The 17,034-nt window shown below is 53.9% G+C and carries 15 protein-coding genes (1 of these 15 running past the window's edge); 7 read left to right on the forward strand and 8 right to left on the reverse strand.

The window, feature by feature from the left end; all coding sequences use genetic code 11:
- The 3 genes from groL to QCD60_RS03250 form a co-directional block, all read right to left on the reverse strand.
- Window positions 1-1,087: the 5' portion of a chaperonin GroEL gene (gene groL / locus QCD60_RS03240; protein ID WP_104152959.1), read on the reverse strand. Its footprint begins 554 nt before the window's first position; 1,087 of the gene's 1,641 nt are visible here — the first part of the coding sequence; the start codon lies at window positions 1,085-1,087; its stop codon lies beyond the left edge, outside the window.
- Between the two features lie 57 nt (window positions 1,088-1,144).
- Entirely contained in the window at window positions 1,145-1,432 is a 288-nt protein-coding gene (locus QCD60_RS03245) for a co-chaperone GroES (RefSeq protein WP_104152960.1), read from the reverse strand.
- Between the two features lie 167 nt (window positions 1,433-1,599).
- Window positions 1,600-2,130, reverse strand: coding sequence for an FxsA family protein (locus QCD60_RS03250; protein WP_279787873.1), 531 nt, complete (start codon window positions 2,128-2,130; stop codon window positions 1,600-1,602).
- A 319-nt stretch (window positions 2,131-2,449) separates the two neighbouring features.
- Here QCD60_RS03250 and QCD60_RS03255 point away from each other — a divergent pair, with 319 nt between their 5' ends.
- A complete protein-coding gene (locus QCD60_RS03255) occupies window positions 2,450-3,211 on the forward strand; it encodes an SDR family oxidoreductase (RefSeq protein WP_279782357.1) in 762 nt (253 codons plus the stop codon).
- A gap of 77 nt (window positions 3,212-3,288) precedes the next feature.
- Here QCD60_RS03255 and QCD60_RS03260 read toward each other — a convergent pair whose 3' ends face one another.
- Entirely contained in the window at window positions 3,289-4,545 is a 1,257-nt protein-coding gene (locus tag QCD60_RS03260) for an AmpG family muropeptide MFS transporter (RefSeq protein WP_279782359.1), read from the reverse strand.
- Between the two features lie 181 nt (window positions 4,546-4,726).
- Window positions 4,727-5,212 carry a YajQ family cyclic di-GMP-binding protein gene (locus QCD60_RS03265; protein WP_104152964.1) on the reverse strand — a complete coding sequence of 162 codons (486 nt, stop codon included), beginning with the start codon at window positions 5,210-5,212 and terminating at the stop codon, window positions 4,727-4,729.
- A 69-nt stretch (window positions 5,213-5,281) separates the two neighbouring features.
- On the opposite strand from QCD60_RS03265, the gene QCD60_RS03270 reads away from it, so the two are divergent.
- The 3 genes from QCD60_RS03270 (at window position 5,282) to QCD60_RS03280 (ending at window position 7,498) form a co-directional block, all read left to right on the forward strand.
- On the forward strand, window positions 5,282-6,190 hold the full coding sequence (locus QCD60_RS03270; protein WP_279782362.1) for a 2-dehydropantoate 2-reductase: 909 nt from the start codon (window positions 5,282-5,284) through the stop codon (window positions 6,188-6,190).
- Between the two features lie 73 nt (window positions 6,191-6,263).
- Window positions 6,264-7,259, forward strand: coding sequence for a polyphosphate kinase 2 (ppk2, locus tag QCD60_RS03275; protein WP_279782364.1), 996 nt, complete (start codon window positions 6,264-6,266; stop codon window positions 7,257-7,259).
- Window positions 7,256-7,498, forward strand: coding sequence for a phosphatase (locus QCD60_RS03280; protein WP_110188881.1), 243 nt, complete (start codon window positions 7,256-7,258; stop codon window positions 7,496-7,498). Before ppk2 ends, QCD60_RS03280 begins: the two co-directional genes overlap by 4 nt.
- A 222-nt stretch (window positions 7,499-7,720) precedes the next feature.
- Here the strand turns inward: QCD60_RS03280 and QCD60_RS03285 are convergent, their stop codons facing one another.
- Complete coding sequence (locus QCD60_RS03285; protein WP_279782369.1) at window positions 7,721-11,080, reverse strand: transglutaminase family protein; 3,360 nt, start codon at window positions 11,078-11,080, stop codon at window positions 7,721-7,723.
- Window positions 11,081-11,262: 182 nt separating this feature from the next.
- Between QCD60_RS03285 and QCD60_RS03290 the strand changes: the two genes are divergently transcribed.
- Window positions 11,263-12,558 carry a hypothetical protein gene (locus tag QCD60_RS03290; protein ID WP_279782370.1) on the forward strand — a complete coding sequence of 432 codons (1,296 nt, stop codon included), beginning with the start codon at window positions 11,263-11,265 and terminating at the stop codon, window positions 12,556-12,558.
- 45 nt (window positions 12,559-12,603) lie between these two features.
- Here QCD60_RS03290 and mntR read toward each other — a convergent pair whose 3' ends face one another.
- Together mntR and QCD60_RS03300 are read right to left on the reverse strand one after the other, a co-directional pair.
- Window positions 12,604-13,020 (reverse strand): manganese-binding transcriptional regulator MntR, encoded by a 417-nt coding sequence (mntR, locus tag QCD60_RS03295; protein WP_104152969.1) that lies wholly within the window; start codon window positions 13,018-13,020, stop codon window positions 12,604-12,606.
- Window positions 13,021-13,179: 159 nt separating this feature from the next.
- Entirely contained in the window at window positions 13,180-14,448 is a 1,269-nt protein-coding gene (locus QCD60_RS03300) for an Nramp family divalent metal transporter (RefSeq protein ID WP_279782373.1), read from the reverse strand.
- 332 nt (window positions 14,449-14,780) lie between these two features.
- Between QCD60_RS03300 and QCD60_RS03305 the strand changes: the two genes are divergently transcribed.
- Together QCD60_RS03305 and tdh are read left to right on the forward strand one after the other, a co-directional pair.
- A complete protein-coding gene (locus QCD60_RS03305) occupies window positions 14,781-15,968 on the forward strand; it encodes a glycine C-acetyltransferase (RefSeq protein WP_279782375.1) in 1,188 nt (395 codons plus the stop codon).
- Between the two features lie 34 nt (window positions 15,969-16,002).
- Window positions 16,003-17,028, forward strand: a complete 1,026-nt coding sequence (tdh, locus tag QCD60_RS03310; protein ID WP_110188887.1) for an L-threonine 3-dehydrogenase — start codon at window positions 16,003-16,005, stop codon at window positions 17,026-17,028.
- Window positions 17,029-17,034 lie beyond the last annotated feature (6 nt).

Consider the following 17,034-nt stretch of genomic DNA (forward strand, 5'->3'; position numbering starts at 1 on the left):
CTTTGTCGTAGTCGCTAGTTGAGTTTTCGATTTCGCGACGGATCTGCTCAACACGTGCCTTGATATCGTCTGCCACACCAGCACCATCAACGATGGTGGTTTCTTCTTTGGTCAGGGTAACGCGCTTAGCTGTACCCAGGTGCTCCAGAGTAGTGGTATCCAGGGACAGACCCACTTCCTCAGAGATCACAGTACCACCAGTCAGAATGGCGATATCCTGCAGCATTGCTTTACGACGATCACCAAAGCCTGGAGCCTTAGCAGCTGCAACTTTAATGATACCGCGCATGTTGTTGACAACCAGAGTTGCCAGCGCTTCGCCTTCCACATCTTCAGCGATGATCAGCAGAGGTTTACCAGCCTTGGCAACACCTTCCAGTACGGGCAGCAGATCGCGGATATTGGAGATCTTTTTGTCTACCAGCAGAATAAAGGGGCTTTCCAGCTCTGCAGACATATTTTCCTGGTTGTTGATGAAGTAGGGAGACAGGTAGCCACGATCAAACTGCATACCTTCTACAACATCCAGCTCGTTTTCGAAGCTGTTGCCCTCTTCGACGGTGATAACACCCTCTTTACCTACTTTTTCCATCGCGCGGGCGATGATTTCACCGATTGATTCGTCACCGTTTGCGGAGATGGTACCAACCTGAGCAATAGCTTTGGTATCAGTGCAAGGCTTGGCCAGTTTTTTCAGCTCTTCAACAACAGCAACAGTTGCCTTATCGATACCGCGCTTCAGATCCATTGGATTCATGCCAGCGGCAACAGATTTCAGACCTTCGTTAACGATAGCCTGAGCCAGAACGGTTGCAGTAGTAGTACCGTCACCAGCGTTGTCGTTCGCCTGAGAAGCGACTTCCTTGACCATCTGTGCGCCCATGTTTTCGAACTTGTCTTTCAGTTCGATTTCTTTGGCAACAGAAACACCGTCTTTAGTTACGGTAGGAGCGCCGAAGGACTTTTCCAGCACAACGTTACGGCCTTTAGGGCCCAGAGTTACTTTTACTGCATCAGCCAGAATATTGACGCCGGCCTGCATTTTGGCACGAGCTGACTGACCAAATTTTACTTCTTTAGCTGCCATAATCTCAGAATCCTAATTTCACTTGATTGGAAACAGTTAGTACGAAAGCGGTCGCAATTACTTCTCAACGACTGCGTAGACTTCGCTTTCTTTCAGGATCAACAGTTCTTCACCATTCACTTTGATGGTGTTGCTGTATGGTCCGAACAGCACAACGTCACCTACTTTGACGTCTAGTGCTTGTACTTCACCATTTTCCAAACGACGACCAGGGCCAACCGCAACAACTTCGCCCTGATTTGGTTTTTCCGCAGCACTACCAGGCAGAACGATGCCGCCAGCAGATTTGGTTTCTTCTTCTTTGCGGCGAACAACCACACGATCATGCAAGGGACGAATGTTCATGCTTACTAATCTCCCAGACACTTATTAAGTCTTAGTGTTGAATTACCGGCAAAGCCGGAGCCTTTTATTCGTGACTCCCAAGATGGGGCCAGCACATTGCTTTTCAACACCCAATCAAGATTTTTTTTAAATATTTTTTGACGTATGCGTGAACAGGAAATAACGCGTCACTCCTTACGTTCGAACTCACCGTCCAGAGTGATGGGTCTGTGCGGCGCCGTACTCTGCTCACCCTGACGCTTGTCATTTTCCGCGACAAATACGGTCTCGCCCTGCGGCGTATGAGTTTCATCAAAACCTCGCTGATCAAACCCACCAAAAGGTGAAAAGCCCTGCCCTGCTCCAGCTACTTTTACGTGCTTTGCAGCCCAACGAATGACAGCAGCTCGCGTAGCAGGCAGCAGGCAGAGCAGCCCAATCACGTCAGTCATCACCCCTGGAGTAAGTAGCAACACGCCACCCAAGCCGATACAAAGTCCTTCTACCATTTCCTTGGCAGGAAGCTCTCCACGGCGCATTTTTTCCTGTGCTCGCCAGAGAGCTGCAGCCCCTTGCTTACGCAAAATATAGCTACCCAACAGGGCGGTTCCGATCACCAGCAAAAGGGTACTGAATACCCCTATCGTCTGTCCTACCTTGATGAGCAATGCCAACTCCACCATGGGAATGATGATCAGCAACGGAAATAGAAAGCGCATAGACAATACCCACGATTGTTACAAAACAGACAGTGGCAACGACTCTGCTGCTACTGGATATACATGAGAGATGGATGCCAGGCAGAGGAAGTTAAACTGCCCTTCACAAAAAAGCGACACTTTGTCTGGCTTTGATAAATATGCGTTCTGATCATTCCTTCCAGCTTCTACCTCGTGACCTATGTCTATTGCCTGATTCTCGCCTTTCGCCCATGCTCTTCGTGGTGCAATGCACAAACCAACACCGGTTAACATCGGACTTGTAATCGTATTCCCCAGTTGCCGTCTGGCATGGCGACATTCCATGTAGGAGAGAGATATGGACCTCAAAGGCAAGACAGTCGCCATCACCGGTGGCGCCCAGGGACTTGGCCTGGCAATGGCTTATAACGTTGCTGCCAAAGGAGCACGACTGGCCCTTATAGACATGAATGCAGAGCGCCTGCGCACAGCCAGTGACAGCTGCGAAAAGTTGGGTGCAGAGGTGCAAACCTATGCCATCAATGTCGCTGAAGAAGCGGAGGTTGAAGCAACCTTTCAGTCAATCGCCAGAGACTTCGGCAGTCTGGATGCACTGATCAATAACGCCGGTATTACTAGAGATGCGTTATTTATCAAGGCCAAGGAAGGAAAAGTCGTGCAGAAGATGTCACTGCAACAGTGGCAAAGCGTAATCGATGTGAACCTGACCGGGTGTTTTCTGTGTGGTCGCGAAGCCGCTGCCATCATGGTTGAACAAGGCACTGGTGGCTGTATCGTCAATATTTCCAGCATTTCTCGTGCAGGTAATATGGGCCAGACGAACTATGCAGCCGCCAAGGCGGGCATTGTTGCCATGACGGTGACCTGGGCAAAAGAGCTGGCACGATATGGCATTCGCGTTGGCGCAATCGCACCCGGCTTTATCGCCACAGAAATGGTGACCAGCATGAAACCCGAAGCCTTACAGAAAATCGAGGCGATGATCCCGGCCGGTCGTCTGGGCCAGCCTGACGAGATTGCGATGACAGCAGCCTATATTCTGGAAAACGACTACTTCACAGGCCGCGTGATTGAGATGGATGGAGGCTTGCGCCTGTAATCACTACAGGAAGCCACAAATCAATCCATCGAACAGAGCACGCCGATGCTTGCTCTGTTCCGATACAACGGTACCTGTTACCGATCGACGGCCATCTGCCCCACTGAGCGCGGCCAGGGAGCAATCTTGATCAACAGAAGCATTCCAGGCAAAGCCAGTACTGCGCACAGCAGATAGAAATGAGTCCACCCTATCGCGTCAACAATATAGCCCGTGGTGGCGTTGGCGAAGGTACGGGGCAATGCCGACAGTGCCGTAAACAGCGCAAATTGCGTGGCCGCAAATGCCATACTGGTCTCTCGGGCAATAAAGGCAGTAAAAGCAGCCGTCCCCAACCCTACTCCCAGGTACTCCAAGCTGATCACAATGGCCAGCAGCCAGAGGTTAGCACCGGCCACCGCCAGCCAGGCGAAACCTAAAATGGTGACAACCTGAACAATACCAAATAGCCACAAAGCACGATTGATACCAATCCTGATCATCCAGAGGCCACCCAGCACGCCTCCTACAATGGATGCCCACAGTGCAGAGGTCTTGGCAACTACCCCTATTTCACTCAAGGAAAAGCCCAGGTCGATATAAAACGGAGTAGACAGTGCGGTGGCCATACTATCGCCAAGCTTATAGAGAAACATGAAGCTCAGGATCATCAGCGCCATACGCCAGTTATTGCGGGAAACAAACTCACGGAAAGGCTCAACGATGGCCGATCGCAATGTTGCGGGAGCCGATAGTTGCGCCAGTGGCTCATGGACGAACAGCGTCATTGCCACACCTATCAGCATAAAAGCCGCAATGATCGGAAAGACCTGCTGCCAGGGTAAATGATCCGCCAGAATCAGACCCAGCGCTCCTGGCACCAGGCCGGAAATACGGTAGGCCTGTACATGTACCGAGTTACCCCAGCCCAGTTCACTATCCGGCAGCAATTCACGCCGATAGGCATCCAGCACGATGTCCTGACTGGCACTGAAAAAAGCCACCAGCCACGCGACAAACGCGACCATACCAATGGACCGGGTTGCATCAAGAAAGCCAAGTGTTGCAATTGACACCAGTAGTGCCATCTGTGTCAGTAACATCCAGCTGCGCCGACGCCCCAACGGCAACGGTGTAAAGCGATCCATCAGCGGTGACCAGATGAATTTCCAGGTGTAGGGGAAGGTCACCAGCGCAAACAGCCCAATCTCCTTGATACTCACTCCCTGCTTGCTCAGAAAGGCCGGTAGCAACTGAAACAGCACATAAAGAGGCATACCCGAGGCAAAGCCAGTAAAAACACAGATCAACGTACGACGATTAAAGATTGACTGCCAGAAAGCGGGACTTGGCATACTCCAGATCCTTTTTAAGTTGCCGGATAAAACAGCTACACCTGAACGTGAGGCACTTTTTGTACCAGACACATCATGTAAGGTGGAGTAATGCCTTATGCCAAGACCAAAGACAATACGGCGACGTGAACACACATCGCCCTGATCGCGCAGACTGGATGTCAGCGGTGGAAAACAGCCATCAATCGCGGAAGTTGGTGAACTGCAGCGGCAGTTCAATATCCGGAGCAGCGCGCAGCAGTGCGATCACTTCCTGCAGATCATCACGCTTTTTGCCCGTTACACGTACCTGCTCGCCCTGAATTTGAGCCTGCACCTTCAGCTTGGCATCCTTGATCATCTTGACGATCTTTTTCGCCAGCGCCTGATCAACGCCCTGTTTGACGGTGACAGGTTGACGGCAACGCAGGTTGGCCGTTTCGACCTCACCTTCCTCCAGACAACGCACATCAATCTTGCGATTGACCAGCTTGCCACGCAGGATTTCCAGCATCTGCTGCAACTGGAACTCAGCTTCGGCAACCATGGTGATGACTTCTTCCTTCAACTCAAAGGAAGCATCCACACCCTTGAAATCATAACGCGTGGTGATTTCACGGTTGGCCTGGTCCAGAGCATTGGACAGTTCGTGTTTATCCAGTTCGGAGACCACATCAAAAGACGGCATAATAATCCCTCGTTCATTCGTTGCCGGGCATTCTACTGAAACACCCCGGTATCGCAAAGGAAGACACCTGTGACGCAATGGCACATTCTAGGCGCCGGCTCAGTAGGCTGCCTGATGGCACGTCTGCTGGCTGAGCATGACATCCGCCCCCAATTAATTCTGAGCTCCCCTGCACGCCGCGCTGACTGGCAGGCTGAACAACTTGACTACCAGTATCAGCAACAGCGCCAGAAGGTTGCAGTACAACTCCTGTGTGCTGCAGAGCTTAAGACCCCCCTCGACCATCTGCTGATCTGCACTAAGGCCTACGCAACCGAGCGTGCACTGGCGCCTTTACTGCCTTACATCACGCCCCAGACCACCTTGTTGCTATTGCAGAACGGCATGGGCATGCATGAGTGGATGATGCGGACCTCCCCCGACAACCCACTTATTCTCGGGACCATCTCACACGGTGCCTACCGTACTCGCGCTGATCATGTGGTCCATTCAGGCTGGGGACAATGCTATTGGGGCACCTGGCAACCGAGCACAGCACCACAGATGATGACACCGCTGCTTTCCTCTGCCTGGGAAGCTCAATGGTGTGACGATATGCAGGTTCGCCTCTGGCACAAACTTGCCGTCAACAGCACTATCAATCCTCTGACCGTGCTCTATAACTGCAGGAATGGCGAACTGCTGCGGAATGCTGAGGCGCTCGCACTGATGCAGACACTGTGCGCTGAGCTGACTACCATCATGTATCGACTGGCTATCCCACTCCCCGCAGATGGCCTCTGGCCGCTGGTCAGGAGCATTGCTGAACGTACCGCAGCCAATATTTCATCCATGCGCCAGGACGTGCTTAACAACAAACCAACCGAGATCGCTGCCATTACCGGCTATATCCTGCGTAAATCACAGCAGCTTGGTATGAACTGCCCGGCCCATGAAGAGGTCATGGCTCGTTTCATGACCCAATACGGCTCGGCATGATCGCACTCTGCTTTTGACCTACTGCAAAGCCAGTACGCGAAGGATTGACTAGACTCAAGCAAAAGGAGGCTGTATGTCCAAACAACAAGATGAAAAATCCACTGCCGATACCAGGCCTCATCATCCTGCCAGAGAAAAAGCCGAGCTGGCCATCGATCACGGAACCAAGGAGTTCAGGAAAAAGGCTAACCGCAAGGTGGTGAACGACAAGTATCCCTATGCAAAGGAGATGACCACCCGCGAGTACGAACATACCAAGCAGTTGCTGCAAATCGAGCTGCTGAAAATGCAGAGCTGGGCCAAGGAAACGGGCCAGCGCGTGATCATCTTGTTTGAAGGGCGTGATGCCGCTGGCAAGGGAGGGACCATCAAGCGTTTCATGGAGCATCTCAACCCCAGGGGCGCGCGAGTGGTCGCCCTGGAAAAGCCCAATGAAGTGGAACGTGGCCAGTGGTATTTTCAACGCTATGTACATCACCTTCCTACGGCAGGTGAAGTCGTACTGTTTGACCGCTCCTGGTACAACCGTGCGGGGGTGGAACGAGTGATGGGCTTCTGTACCCCCCTCGAATATCTGGAATTTATGCGTGAAGCGCCAGAGCTGGAGCGCATGTGGGTGCGCAGTGGTATCCGGCTGTTCAAGCTGTGGTTCTCGGTCAGCCGCAAGGAGCAACTGAAGCGCTTTGAAGACCGTCGCCATGACCCTCTGAAACAGTGGAAGCTCAGCCCCATTGACCTGTCATCGCTGAATAAGTGGGATGCCTATACGGAAGCTAAAGAGGCCATGTTCTTCTACACCGACACGGCCGATGCTCCCTGGACGGTCGTCAAATCAGATGACAAGAAACGAGCACGCATCAACGCCATGCGCTTTATCCTCAGTCAGTTGGATTACCCCGGAAAAGATCTCGACATCGTCCAGCCCGCCGACCCTCTGATTGTGGGCCGCGCCTGCGAAGTTCAGGATCACGAAAATATGGAAGGCGAAGCCAGCGAGGATTATCCCAGCGAGGAAGATCTTCCCATTCCGGCAGATCTGTTACCCGAACAGCAGGAGACACCAACATGAACCACCCACCCAAGGAGCACGCCCAGCGGGTTGTGGAATCATTCAGCCGTATCATCAGTGCCAGCGCTGCGACCCATATCGGTCAGAAACACATGCTGGAACTGCAATGGCTAATCGAATCGGCCATTGCCAATGCGGTACATGAAGAGTTGCAGCAGATAACACATCAGGTCGATAAGCTCAGTGGGGCATTGCATCATGCCGCTAAACGCTTTGAGCCAAACCAGCCAGAAGAGTAATGCAACGCCATCAACGAACCCTTGGCATCTTGAAGAAAAGGCAGTCATCGCCTGCGGACTGAGGGCGCCTGACAAACACAGCTCCTGAAAGCATCCGCTTGTTGCCGCCAGAAAACGGATCCGCCCCAGTAAATAATCAAGCCCGCTGCCTATTATCTGAACCGATAAGAGGAAGCGGGCTTAGTTCTTTTCAACTGTTACCTCACTATATGTGAGGAGCCCTTAATCTGGCTTGCGACGCAAATCCAAGGTAAAGGGATACTCGTAGGTAGTTTCTTCCGCGGGGGGCGCCATAGGACGGGGCGGATGTTCACTGGCATAGAATTGCCGTAAACCACCCAGCGCCGGCGGCGGTGTAATGGGGCCCTGAGTATGTCCGTGATCCCAGTAACGATTGACCCTGCGCGCTTCGGCTTCGTTGGCATTCACCGGGAAGGTGTCATAGTTGCGCCCGCCCGGATGGGATACGTGATAGGTACAGCCACCGATCGAACGGCCGTTCCAGGTATCGATAATGTCAAAGGTCAGCGGTGTATGTACCCCAATCGTGGGATGCAATGCCGAAGGTGCCTGCCATGCCCGATAGCGTACCCCCGCCACCAGTTCACCGTGACGTCCGGTTTCGCGCAGAGGCACACGTCGCCCATTACAGGCCACCACATAACGCTCACCAGTAACACCGCGCACCTTCACCTGCAATCGCTCGACGGTTGAGTCTACATAACGGGCGGTGCCGAAGCTGCTGATCTCTTCACCCAGCACATGCCATGGCTCCACCGCCCAGCGCAACTCCAGATTGATATCATCCACCTGCACATTGCCGTAATGAGGGAAGCGGAACTCCTCGAAGGGCGCCAGCCAGTCAAGCTGGAAGGGATAGCCATGCTGATTGAGATCAGCAACCACATCACGAATATCCGACCACACATAATGTGGCAGCATAAATCGGTCATGCAGCTGAGTGCCCCAGCGAATCAGTTTACCGGTATAGGGTTTCTGCCAGAAGCGCGCCACCAGACAGCGCAACAGCAGCACCTGCACCAACGCCATACGGCTATGCGGAGGCATTTCAAACCCACGAAATTCCAGCAGCCCCAAACGCCCGGTAGATGATCCGGGAGCATAGAGTTTGTCGATGCAGAATTCGGAGCGGTGCGTGTTACCGGTAATGTCCACCAGCAGGTTACGCATCAGGCGGTCGATCAGCCAGGGTTTGTCACATAGCCCCTCGGGCATTTCCTTGAAGGCCACCTCCAGCTCATAGAGCAACTCATCCCGCCCTTCATCTACACGGGGAGCCTGACTGGTTGGCCCAATAAACTTGCCAGAGAACAGATAGGACAAACCAGGGTGGTGTTGCCAGTAAGTGACCAGACTACGCAACAGGTCTGGGCGACGCAGTAGCGGGCTGTCTGCCGGTGTCGCACCTCCCAATGTGATGTGATTACCGCCGCCAGTCCCTGAATGCAGGCCGTCCAGCATGAATTTCTCAGTTCCCAGACGGCACTGATGCGCCTCTTCATACAGTGAGGTGGTGTTGTCTACCAGCTCCTGCCAGCTCTTGGCCGGATGTATATTCACCTCGATAACACCGGGGTCAGGCGTTACCAGCAACTTCTGCAGCCGGAAGTCACGGGGAGGCTCATAGCCTTCGAGAACGACAGGCAGCTTCAGCTCGGCGGCGCTAAGTTCAATGGCTTCAATCAGGCCGACGAAATGCTCCAGATGCTGCATCGGCGGTAAGAACAGATACAGACGACCATTTCGCACTTCAACGCACAGAGCGGTCCGTGCAACATCGCGGGTGATTTTCAGGGGCGACTTATTCGCAGCGAAGCTACTCTGCCCTGCCGCCACATGAGTCTGGGCATACAAGGTGCCGCCGGGGGGCAGTAACTCTGGCTTGGGAGCGAAAGGATCAACCTCGGGCTCCAGCTCGCGTTCCTCTTCTTCTATATGTGGTAAAGACCCAAGAGGCAGACGCAGCCCCATGGGTGAATCACCGGGCACCAGCGTCAGGCGCCCTGCCCGCAGCTGCCAGTCACTGGAGCGCCAGCTTTGTTCAAAATAATTCCATGCCAAAGGCAACACGTAACCGGTGGGGTTGTTCAGCCCCTGCTCGGACAGCAGGCGTGCCAGGCGGCGACGCTCCATATCATCAGACAAATCCGCATTGGTCGGATCGATGTTGTCTGGCAACGATTGCTCACGCCAGAGGTAATAAAGCGCGTCTTCGTAGCCCGGCAGCACAAAATCTGAACGCACCCCCAGATTCTGACAAAGCTGCTGCACGAATCGCTCAGCATCAGTAGTCTTCAGACCATAATTTTTGTCCACGCGCGCCAGCCATTGCGGGTCCTGCCATAGTGCCTGTCCATCCGTGCGCCAGAAGCAGCCCAGTGCCCATCGGGGAATCTCTTCTCCCGGGTACCACTTGCCCTGCCCGTAGTGCAGCAAACCGCCCGGCGCAAAACGATTGCGCAGGCGCAGCAGCAGATCCTTGGCCAGTCGCAGCTTATCCTCCCCCAGTGCCTCGGTATTCCACTGTGGAGAATCCATGTCATCAATGGAAACGAAAGTAGGCTCACCGCCCATGGTCAGGCGCACATCACCGTCCAGCAGCTCCTGATCCACGGCATTACCCAACGCTAGAATCGATTCCCACTGATGATCGGTATAAGGCTTGGTAACGCGAGGATCTTCATGGATACGAGTGACCACGTTGCTGTAGTCAAACTCCACCTCACATTTGTCGGTAAAACCGGTGATGGGTGCGGCAGAGACAGGATCGGGCGTACAAGCCAGTGGGATATGCCCCTCTCCCGCCAGCAAGCCGGAGGTGGGATCAAGCCCTACCCAACCCGCGCCGGGTACAAATACCTCACACCAGGCATGCAAATCGGTAAAGTCCGACTCCGGGCCTGAAGGACCATCCAGCGCTTTGACATCCGATGTCAGCTGCACCAGATAACCGGAAGCAAAACGAGCAGCCAGCCCCTTGTGACGCAGAATCTGTACCAGTAACCAGGCCGTATCCCGACAGGAACCCTTCGACAGCGCCAGGGTCTCTTCACAACTCTGGATGCCCGGCTCCAGACGAATGCCATAGCCGATGTCCTCCTGCAGCACACGATTGACATGCACCAGATAGTCAATAGTCGACATCTCCTCTCTGGGCAGTTGCCGCTCCATCCAGGCCGTCAGACGAGGGCCCGTTTCAGTGACCTCGAGATAGGGCATCAGCTCCTTGTGCAGCTGCTTGTCATAATGGAACGGGAAGGTTTCAGCGTATTCTTCGATAAAGAAGTCGAAGGGGTTGATGACTGTCATATCGGCAACCACTTCAACCTCAAAGCTCAGCTCGGTGGTTGTTTCCGGGAATACCAGACGGGCCAGAAAGTTGCCGTAAGGGTCCTGCTGCCAGTTGATGAAATGCGACTCCGGTTTGACCTTCAGCGAGTAGCCATGAATCTTGGTACGGCTATGACTGGCTGGGCGGAGGCGCAACACATGAGGCCCCACCCCCACATGGCGGTCAAACTTGTAGGATGTCTTGTGCTGGATGGCTACACGTATTGTCATTCTGACATTTCCTTATCGACCGGGCAGATCGCGCAAGCGTCATCGCTGACGCAAAGAATGAAACCACGGAACATCTGATGACTGCTCCGGAACGCTGTTATTCAGCATGAGCCTGCTGTCATGGCGAGGATTGAACGTGCTTTAATGGTCATCCCCCTTTCCTCCTGACACACCCTGCAGTCATGCAAATACAATTCCTGTTTTCTCTGATATCGCGTCATCGCTCTGGTTTGACCGGGTTCAGTCTCGTCATCATGCTCGTCACCTTTCTACTACAACATCTGACCAGCAGCGAGAGCCTGATTCCCAGTATTGCGGCATGGCTGGCGTTGCTACTGGTCTGGCCAGCGTTGCCACCCGTTAATCGCCAACAATGCCTGATATTAATGACAATCGGTGTAGTCTGCGTGGTTATTTCTGCAGGTCTTGGCGCCAGCATCCCCTGGAGCAGCCTGCTGGGTAATTACGTACCACTGCTTTGCATGCTGGTAGCGGTCAGTTTCCTGCGCCTACTGGCCAGCCACAGTGAGGAAGCGCTGCCCAGTGGCCGCCGTGCCATTGGTTCTACACTGGCGGCGGCACATCTGCTGGGTGCCGTACTCAACCTCTCCATCCTTGCGATCATGGGCGACCGCATGGCTCGCAACAGTCAGCTCACGCTGAAACAGGTGCTGGTAATCGGCCGTGGCTTCACCTTTGCTGCACTGTGGTCACCTTTCTTTGTGGCCATGAACGTTTCGCTGTTGTCTGCCCCCGGGATGTCCTTTGCTCAGGTATTTCCAGTGGGTGCTGTCATCGCAGTATGTGCATTGATACTGAGCTGGTGGCACTTGCGCCAGGATGCAGCAAATTTTCAGGGCTACCCCCTGAACCGACAGGGGTTGTCGCTTCCCGTTGGCCTTGCCGCCCTGGTGATCGCTGCACATCAATGGAGTCCGCAGCTGTCCGTAACTTTGCTGATTACCATCCTTGCACCGAGCGTAGCACTGGCGTTGAGCGGCATTAGACAGCGCGCTCGCTGTTTCCCTGTAATAACGCAGCACGTCAGTGCCGGACTGGGGCGCATGGGGGGAGAACTGGCACTCTTTCTGGCCGCCGGGGTGCTGAGCGTTGGCTTGACGCTGATTACCCAGCAAACCGGATTCAGCTTACCCTTGCACCATTTTGGCGCATTGGAAGCCAGTATCTTGTTCCCTTTTATCCTGATCATGGCATGGTCTGGTGTTCATGCCATGATCAGCGTCGCGGTCTTGAGCCCCATACTGCTGCCGCTACAACCGAACCCGAACATGCTGGGCTTCATGTTTCTGAGTTCATGGGCAATGGGTTCGGGTTCCAGCCCTTTGTCGGGCATGAACCTGATGCTGGCGTTACGATATGGGATACGTAGTAAGCAGATATGGCGGGCACAGGCACCGTTCTTCCTGATGCTGCTACCGCTTATTTGGGCTGGACTGTTCTGGTTGGACAACTACTAGTAAGTATTAGTAGCCCAACCAGCAAAAGATAATACAGAGGAAAAATCAGCTGGCGAGGGAATCGAGAAAGCGGCGCATGGCAGCCACTGTTTCATCACTGCAGTGATGCTCAATCCCTTCAGAGTCAGCATGCGCGGCTTCTTCTGACACGCCCAGTGCCATCAGCATCGACAGCACCACTTGATGGCGCTCGGCAACCTTCACCGCCAGCTCCTGACCTTCTTCAGTCAGAAATATGCCACGGTAAGGGCGGGCCTCGACAAAACCGTCACGTTTGAGTTTGGTGACCACTTTAGAAACAGCTGCTGCGGTCACGCCGAGACGCTCAGCCAGATCACTGGCGCGGGCCTCACCGTGCAGCTGGTGGAGGTACGCGATCTCTTCGACATAGTCTTCCACCAACTCCCTCTGGTGGTCCTGGCGCACCCGCTCAAACGGGGCATAACGATGTGGTTCTGTCATGTTCTTCCTGCTACCTGTCATCGGTACCGCTACGGCTCCAGCAATGACGGTTGCCAATCATCTGTTCACGGACCTGACACCTTAAAACAAAAGCGCCTTCCAAAGAAGGCGCTTTTACTCTCGATGACTCGTCAGTATAGCTGCTGCGACAACAGATGCTTACATCAGCTCGAACACCAGAACGTAGAGGTTGAGGGCAATAATGATCGTTGCGACGATTCCTCCTGCGATATTGACCCAGCGATGGTTCGCCAGATTCCCCATCAACTGACGGTTGGCGGTAAAGAACAGCAATGGCACCACCGCAAAGGGGATACCAAAACTCAATACGACCTGGCTGACCACCAGAACCTGCTGCTCTGGCAATCCCATCAGGATCACGACGATGGCAGGTGCCATGGTAATCAGGCGTCGCAACCACAGCGGAATAGTGAAGTTTACAAATCCCTGCATCACAACCTGCCCCGACATGGTGCCAACAATCGATGAAGACAGGCCAGCAAACAGCAGCGTCAAGCCAAAGATCATGCTGGCAGCATCGTGCCCCATCAGAGGCGACAGCAACTTATAACTTTCCTCGATGGACGCAATTGTCGTTTCGCCATTACTGAAGAACACGGTTGCCGCCAAAGCCAGCATAGCCATGTTGATCAGTCCGGCCAGCGCCATACCGATGATGACGTCCATGCGGTAGTACTTCATGATGCGGCTACGATCACTGTCAGCCGTTACCTTGATACGGTTTTGCGACAATGCCGAGTGCAAATAGATCACATGCGGCATCACCGTTGCACCAAGAATCCCAGCCGCCAGAAAAATGGAATAGCTATCCGGGAAAGAAGGCAGCAGCAACCCTTTGATGATGGGCTCTGCCGGTGGCTTGCCCAGCAGAATTTCCAGCAGGAAGCCCGCTGATACGGCCAGAATCATGGCACCAATGATCATCTCCATGGTGCGGAACCCATAGCGCTGCATGTACAGCACCGCATAGGTAATCGCCCCGGTCAGCAGCGCTCCTTCCAGCATCGACATGCCGAACAGCAGATTAAAGGCCAGCGCCGCGCCCAGAAATTCAGCGAGATCCGTCGCAATAGCGATCAACTCCGCCTGCACCCAAAACAGCCACACCACCGGGCGCGGATAGCGATCACGAATCACTTCTGCCAGATTCTTGCCTGTTGCCAAGCCAAGCCGTGCCGACATGGTCTGGATCAGCATTGCCATCAGGTTGGCCCATAGCACCACCCACAGCAGGGTATACCCATAACGCGAGCCTGCCTCAATGTTGGTGGCGAAGTTGCCCGGGTCGATATAGGCCACAGCGGCAATCATTGCTGGCCCCATAAAAGGAAGAAAGCGCCGCACAAGACTTGTGCCGTGACCAGAGAGCACACGCTGGGCCTGTACACGCACAGTCTGATCAGACATTGCATGAATCATGATGACCGTCCAAAAAGTTAACCGTGGTTAACAAGATAGCGGCTGGTTAACCAGAAGACAAGATTCATTCTCATTAAGCTTTCTAAAGGTTCTGATAGGCTGAGCCTATTTTCCTCTCCCCGAACGTTAGGTAGTTCATATTTGCTTGGGTCAGCGGTGGATTCCCGCACAACTGCTATGCAGTTTTATTGAAAAACTGCATCTACTCAATAACAGATCGACATTCTACAGTGCTCGTACTTACTTTGAAGGTAGCTGTCTCCCGATCATTTTTATCTGCGGACAGTGCCTGATCCCTCGACTGTTCAATGGAGACGGCCATGCAACCGGATTTCTACTCCCATTTGCACAAGACGCTGGCAGACATCGAAAGTGCGGGCCTGTACAAGCATGAGCGCCTGATTCAATCCGCTCAGCAGGCACGTGTATCGACTCAGGATGGCCGAGAAGTCATCAACCTCTGCGCCAACAACTACCTGGGGCTGGCTAATCATCCAGCGCTGGTAGATGCGGCCAAACGTGCGCTGGATGACTATGGCTATGGCATGGCCTCAGTACGATTCATCTGCGGTACTCATACATTACACCGCCAGCTGGAAACAGCGCTGAGCCAGTTTCTGGGTATGCAGGACACAATCCTTTACTCCTCCTGCTTTGATGCCAACGGCGGTCTGTTCGAGACCCTGCTGGGCGCTGAAGATGCCATCATCTCCGACGCTCTCAATCATGCCAGCATTATCGACGGTGTCCGTCTGTGCAAAGCCCAGCGCTTCCGCTATGCCAACAACGATATGGCCGACCTGGAGCGGCAGCTACAGGCAGCCGAGGGCTGTCGTTTCAAACTGATCGCCACCGATGGCGTATTCTCCATGGATGGCATCATCGCCAATCTGTCTGCCATCTGTGATCTGGCGGATAAATACGGTGCGCTGGTCATGGTGGATGACTCCCATGCCGTAGGCTTTATGGGCGAGCACGGCCGTGGTACCCATGAGTATTGCAAGGTGATGGGCCGCGTCGATATTTTGACAGGCACACTGGGCAAGGCGCTGGGCGGCGCCTCTGGCGGGTATATCAGTGCCCGTCAGGAAGTGATTGACCTGCTGCGTCAGCGCTCACGGCCTTATCTGTTTTCCAATAGTCTGGCGCCAATGATCACTGCAGCATCTATTGCAGCACTGGAGCTACTGGATCAATCTGCTACCCTGCGTCAGCAGCTGACCGAAAACAGCCAGTACTTCCGTCAGGGTCTGGAGAAGGCCGGATTCAAACTAGTCGCAGGTGAGCATCCCATCATTCCTGTCATGCTCGGTGATGCAACACTGGCCAAAACCATGGCTGATGAACTACTAAAAGAAGGCATCTATGTAGTGGGCTTCTCCTATCCTGTCGTACCCCAGGGTCAGGCGCGTATTCGCACTCAGATGTCAGCAGCACTAAGCAAGGAAGATCTGGATACAGCGCTGGCAGCGTTCATCCGCGTCGGCCAAGCCCTCGCTATCATTTAACAGAAACAACAATATCGCTTCGGGAATGATCTCCATGCGTACACTGGCCAAACTTCATCCTGAGAAAGGACTATGGGCACACGAGAGTGATGTGCCTGAATACGGTAACAACGACCTGTTGATCCGCATTCGCAAAACTGCCATCTGTGGCACAGATATGCACATCTGGAACTGGGATGAATGGGCACAGAAGACCATCCCTGTCCCCATGCATGTCGGCCACGAGTATGTCGGCGAAGTCGCTGCGATGGGTAGCGATGTACGCGGATTCAAGCTGGGGGATCGGGTTTCCGGTGAAGGTCATATTACCTGCGGGCACTGCCGCAACTGCCGCGCAGGCAAGCGTCACCTCTGCCGAGAGACCATCGGTGTCGGCGTCAACCGCCCAGGTGCCTTTGCCGACTATCTGGTCCTTCCGGCAGATAATGCCTTCAAGCTGCCAGATAACATTCCCGATGACATTGCCGCCATTCTCGACCCTTTTGGCAACGCTGCACACACTGCACTGTCCTTCGATCTGGTCGGGGAAGATGTGCTGATCACCGGAGCAGGCCCCATTGGCATCATGGCTGCGGCGATCTGCCGCCATGTCGGCGCCCGTCATGTGGTCATTACCGACGTCAATGAGTATCGCCTGCAACTGGCTGAGAAAATGGGGGCGACGCGTGCAGTCAATGTCGCGACAACCTCTCTGCAGGATGTCATGCATGATCTGCATATGACCGAAGGCTTTGATGTGGGTCTGGAGATGTCAGGCGTACCTGCCGCATTTCGCAGCATGCTGTCGAGCATGAATCATGGTGGCAAGATTGCCATGCTGGGCATTCCCTCCGGGGAGACAGCCATTGACTGGAATCAGGTTATTTTCAAAGGCCTGATCATCAAGGGGATCTATGGCCGCGAAATGTTCGAGACCTGGTACAAGATGGTTGCCATGCTCCAAAGTGGACTGGACCTTAGTCCAATGATCACCCACCATTACAAGGTGGCTGATTTCGAGCAGGGCTTTGCAGCCATGGCCTCTGGCCAGTCTGGCAAAGTGATTCTGGACTGGACCTGATCCTTT

This window comes from Pokkaliibacter sp. MBI-7 (assembly GCF_029846635.1).
GTDB lineage: Bacteria > Pseudomonadota > Gammaproteobacteria > Pseudomonadales > Balneatricaceae > Pokkaliibacter.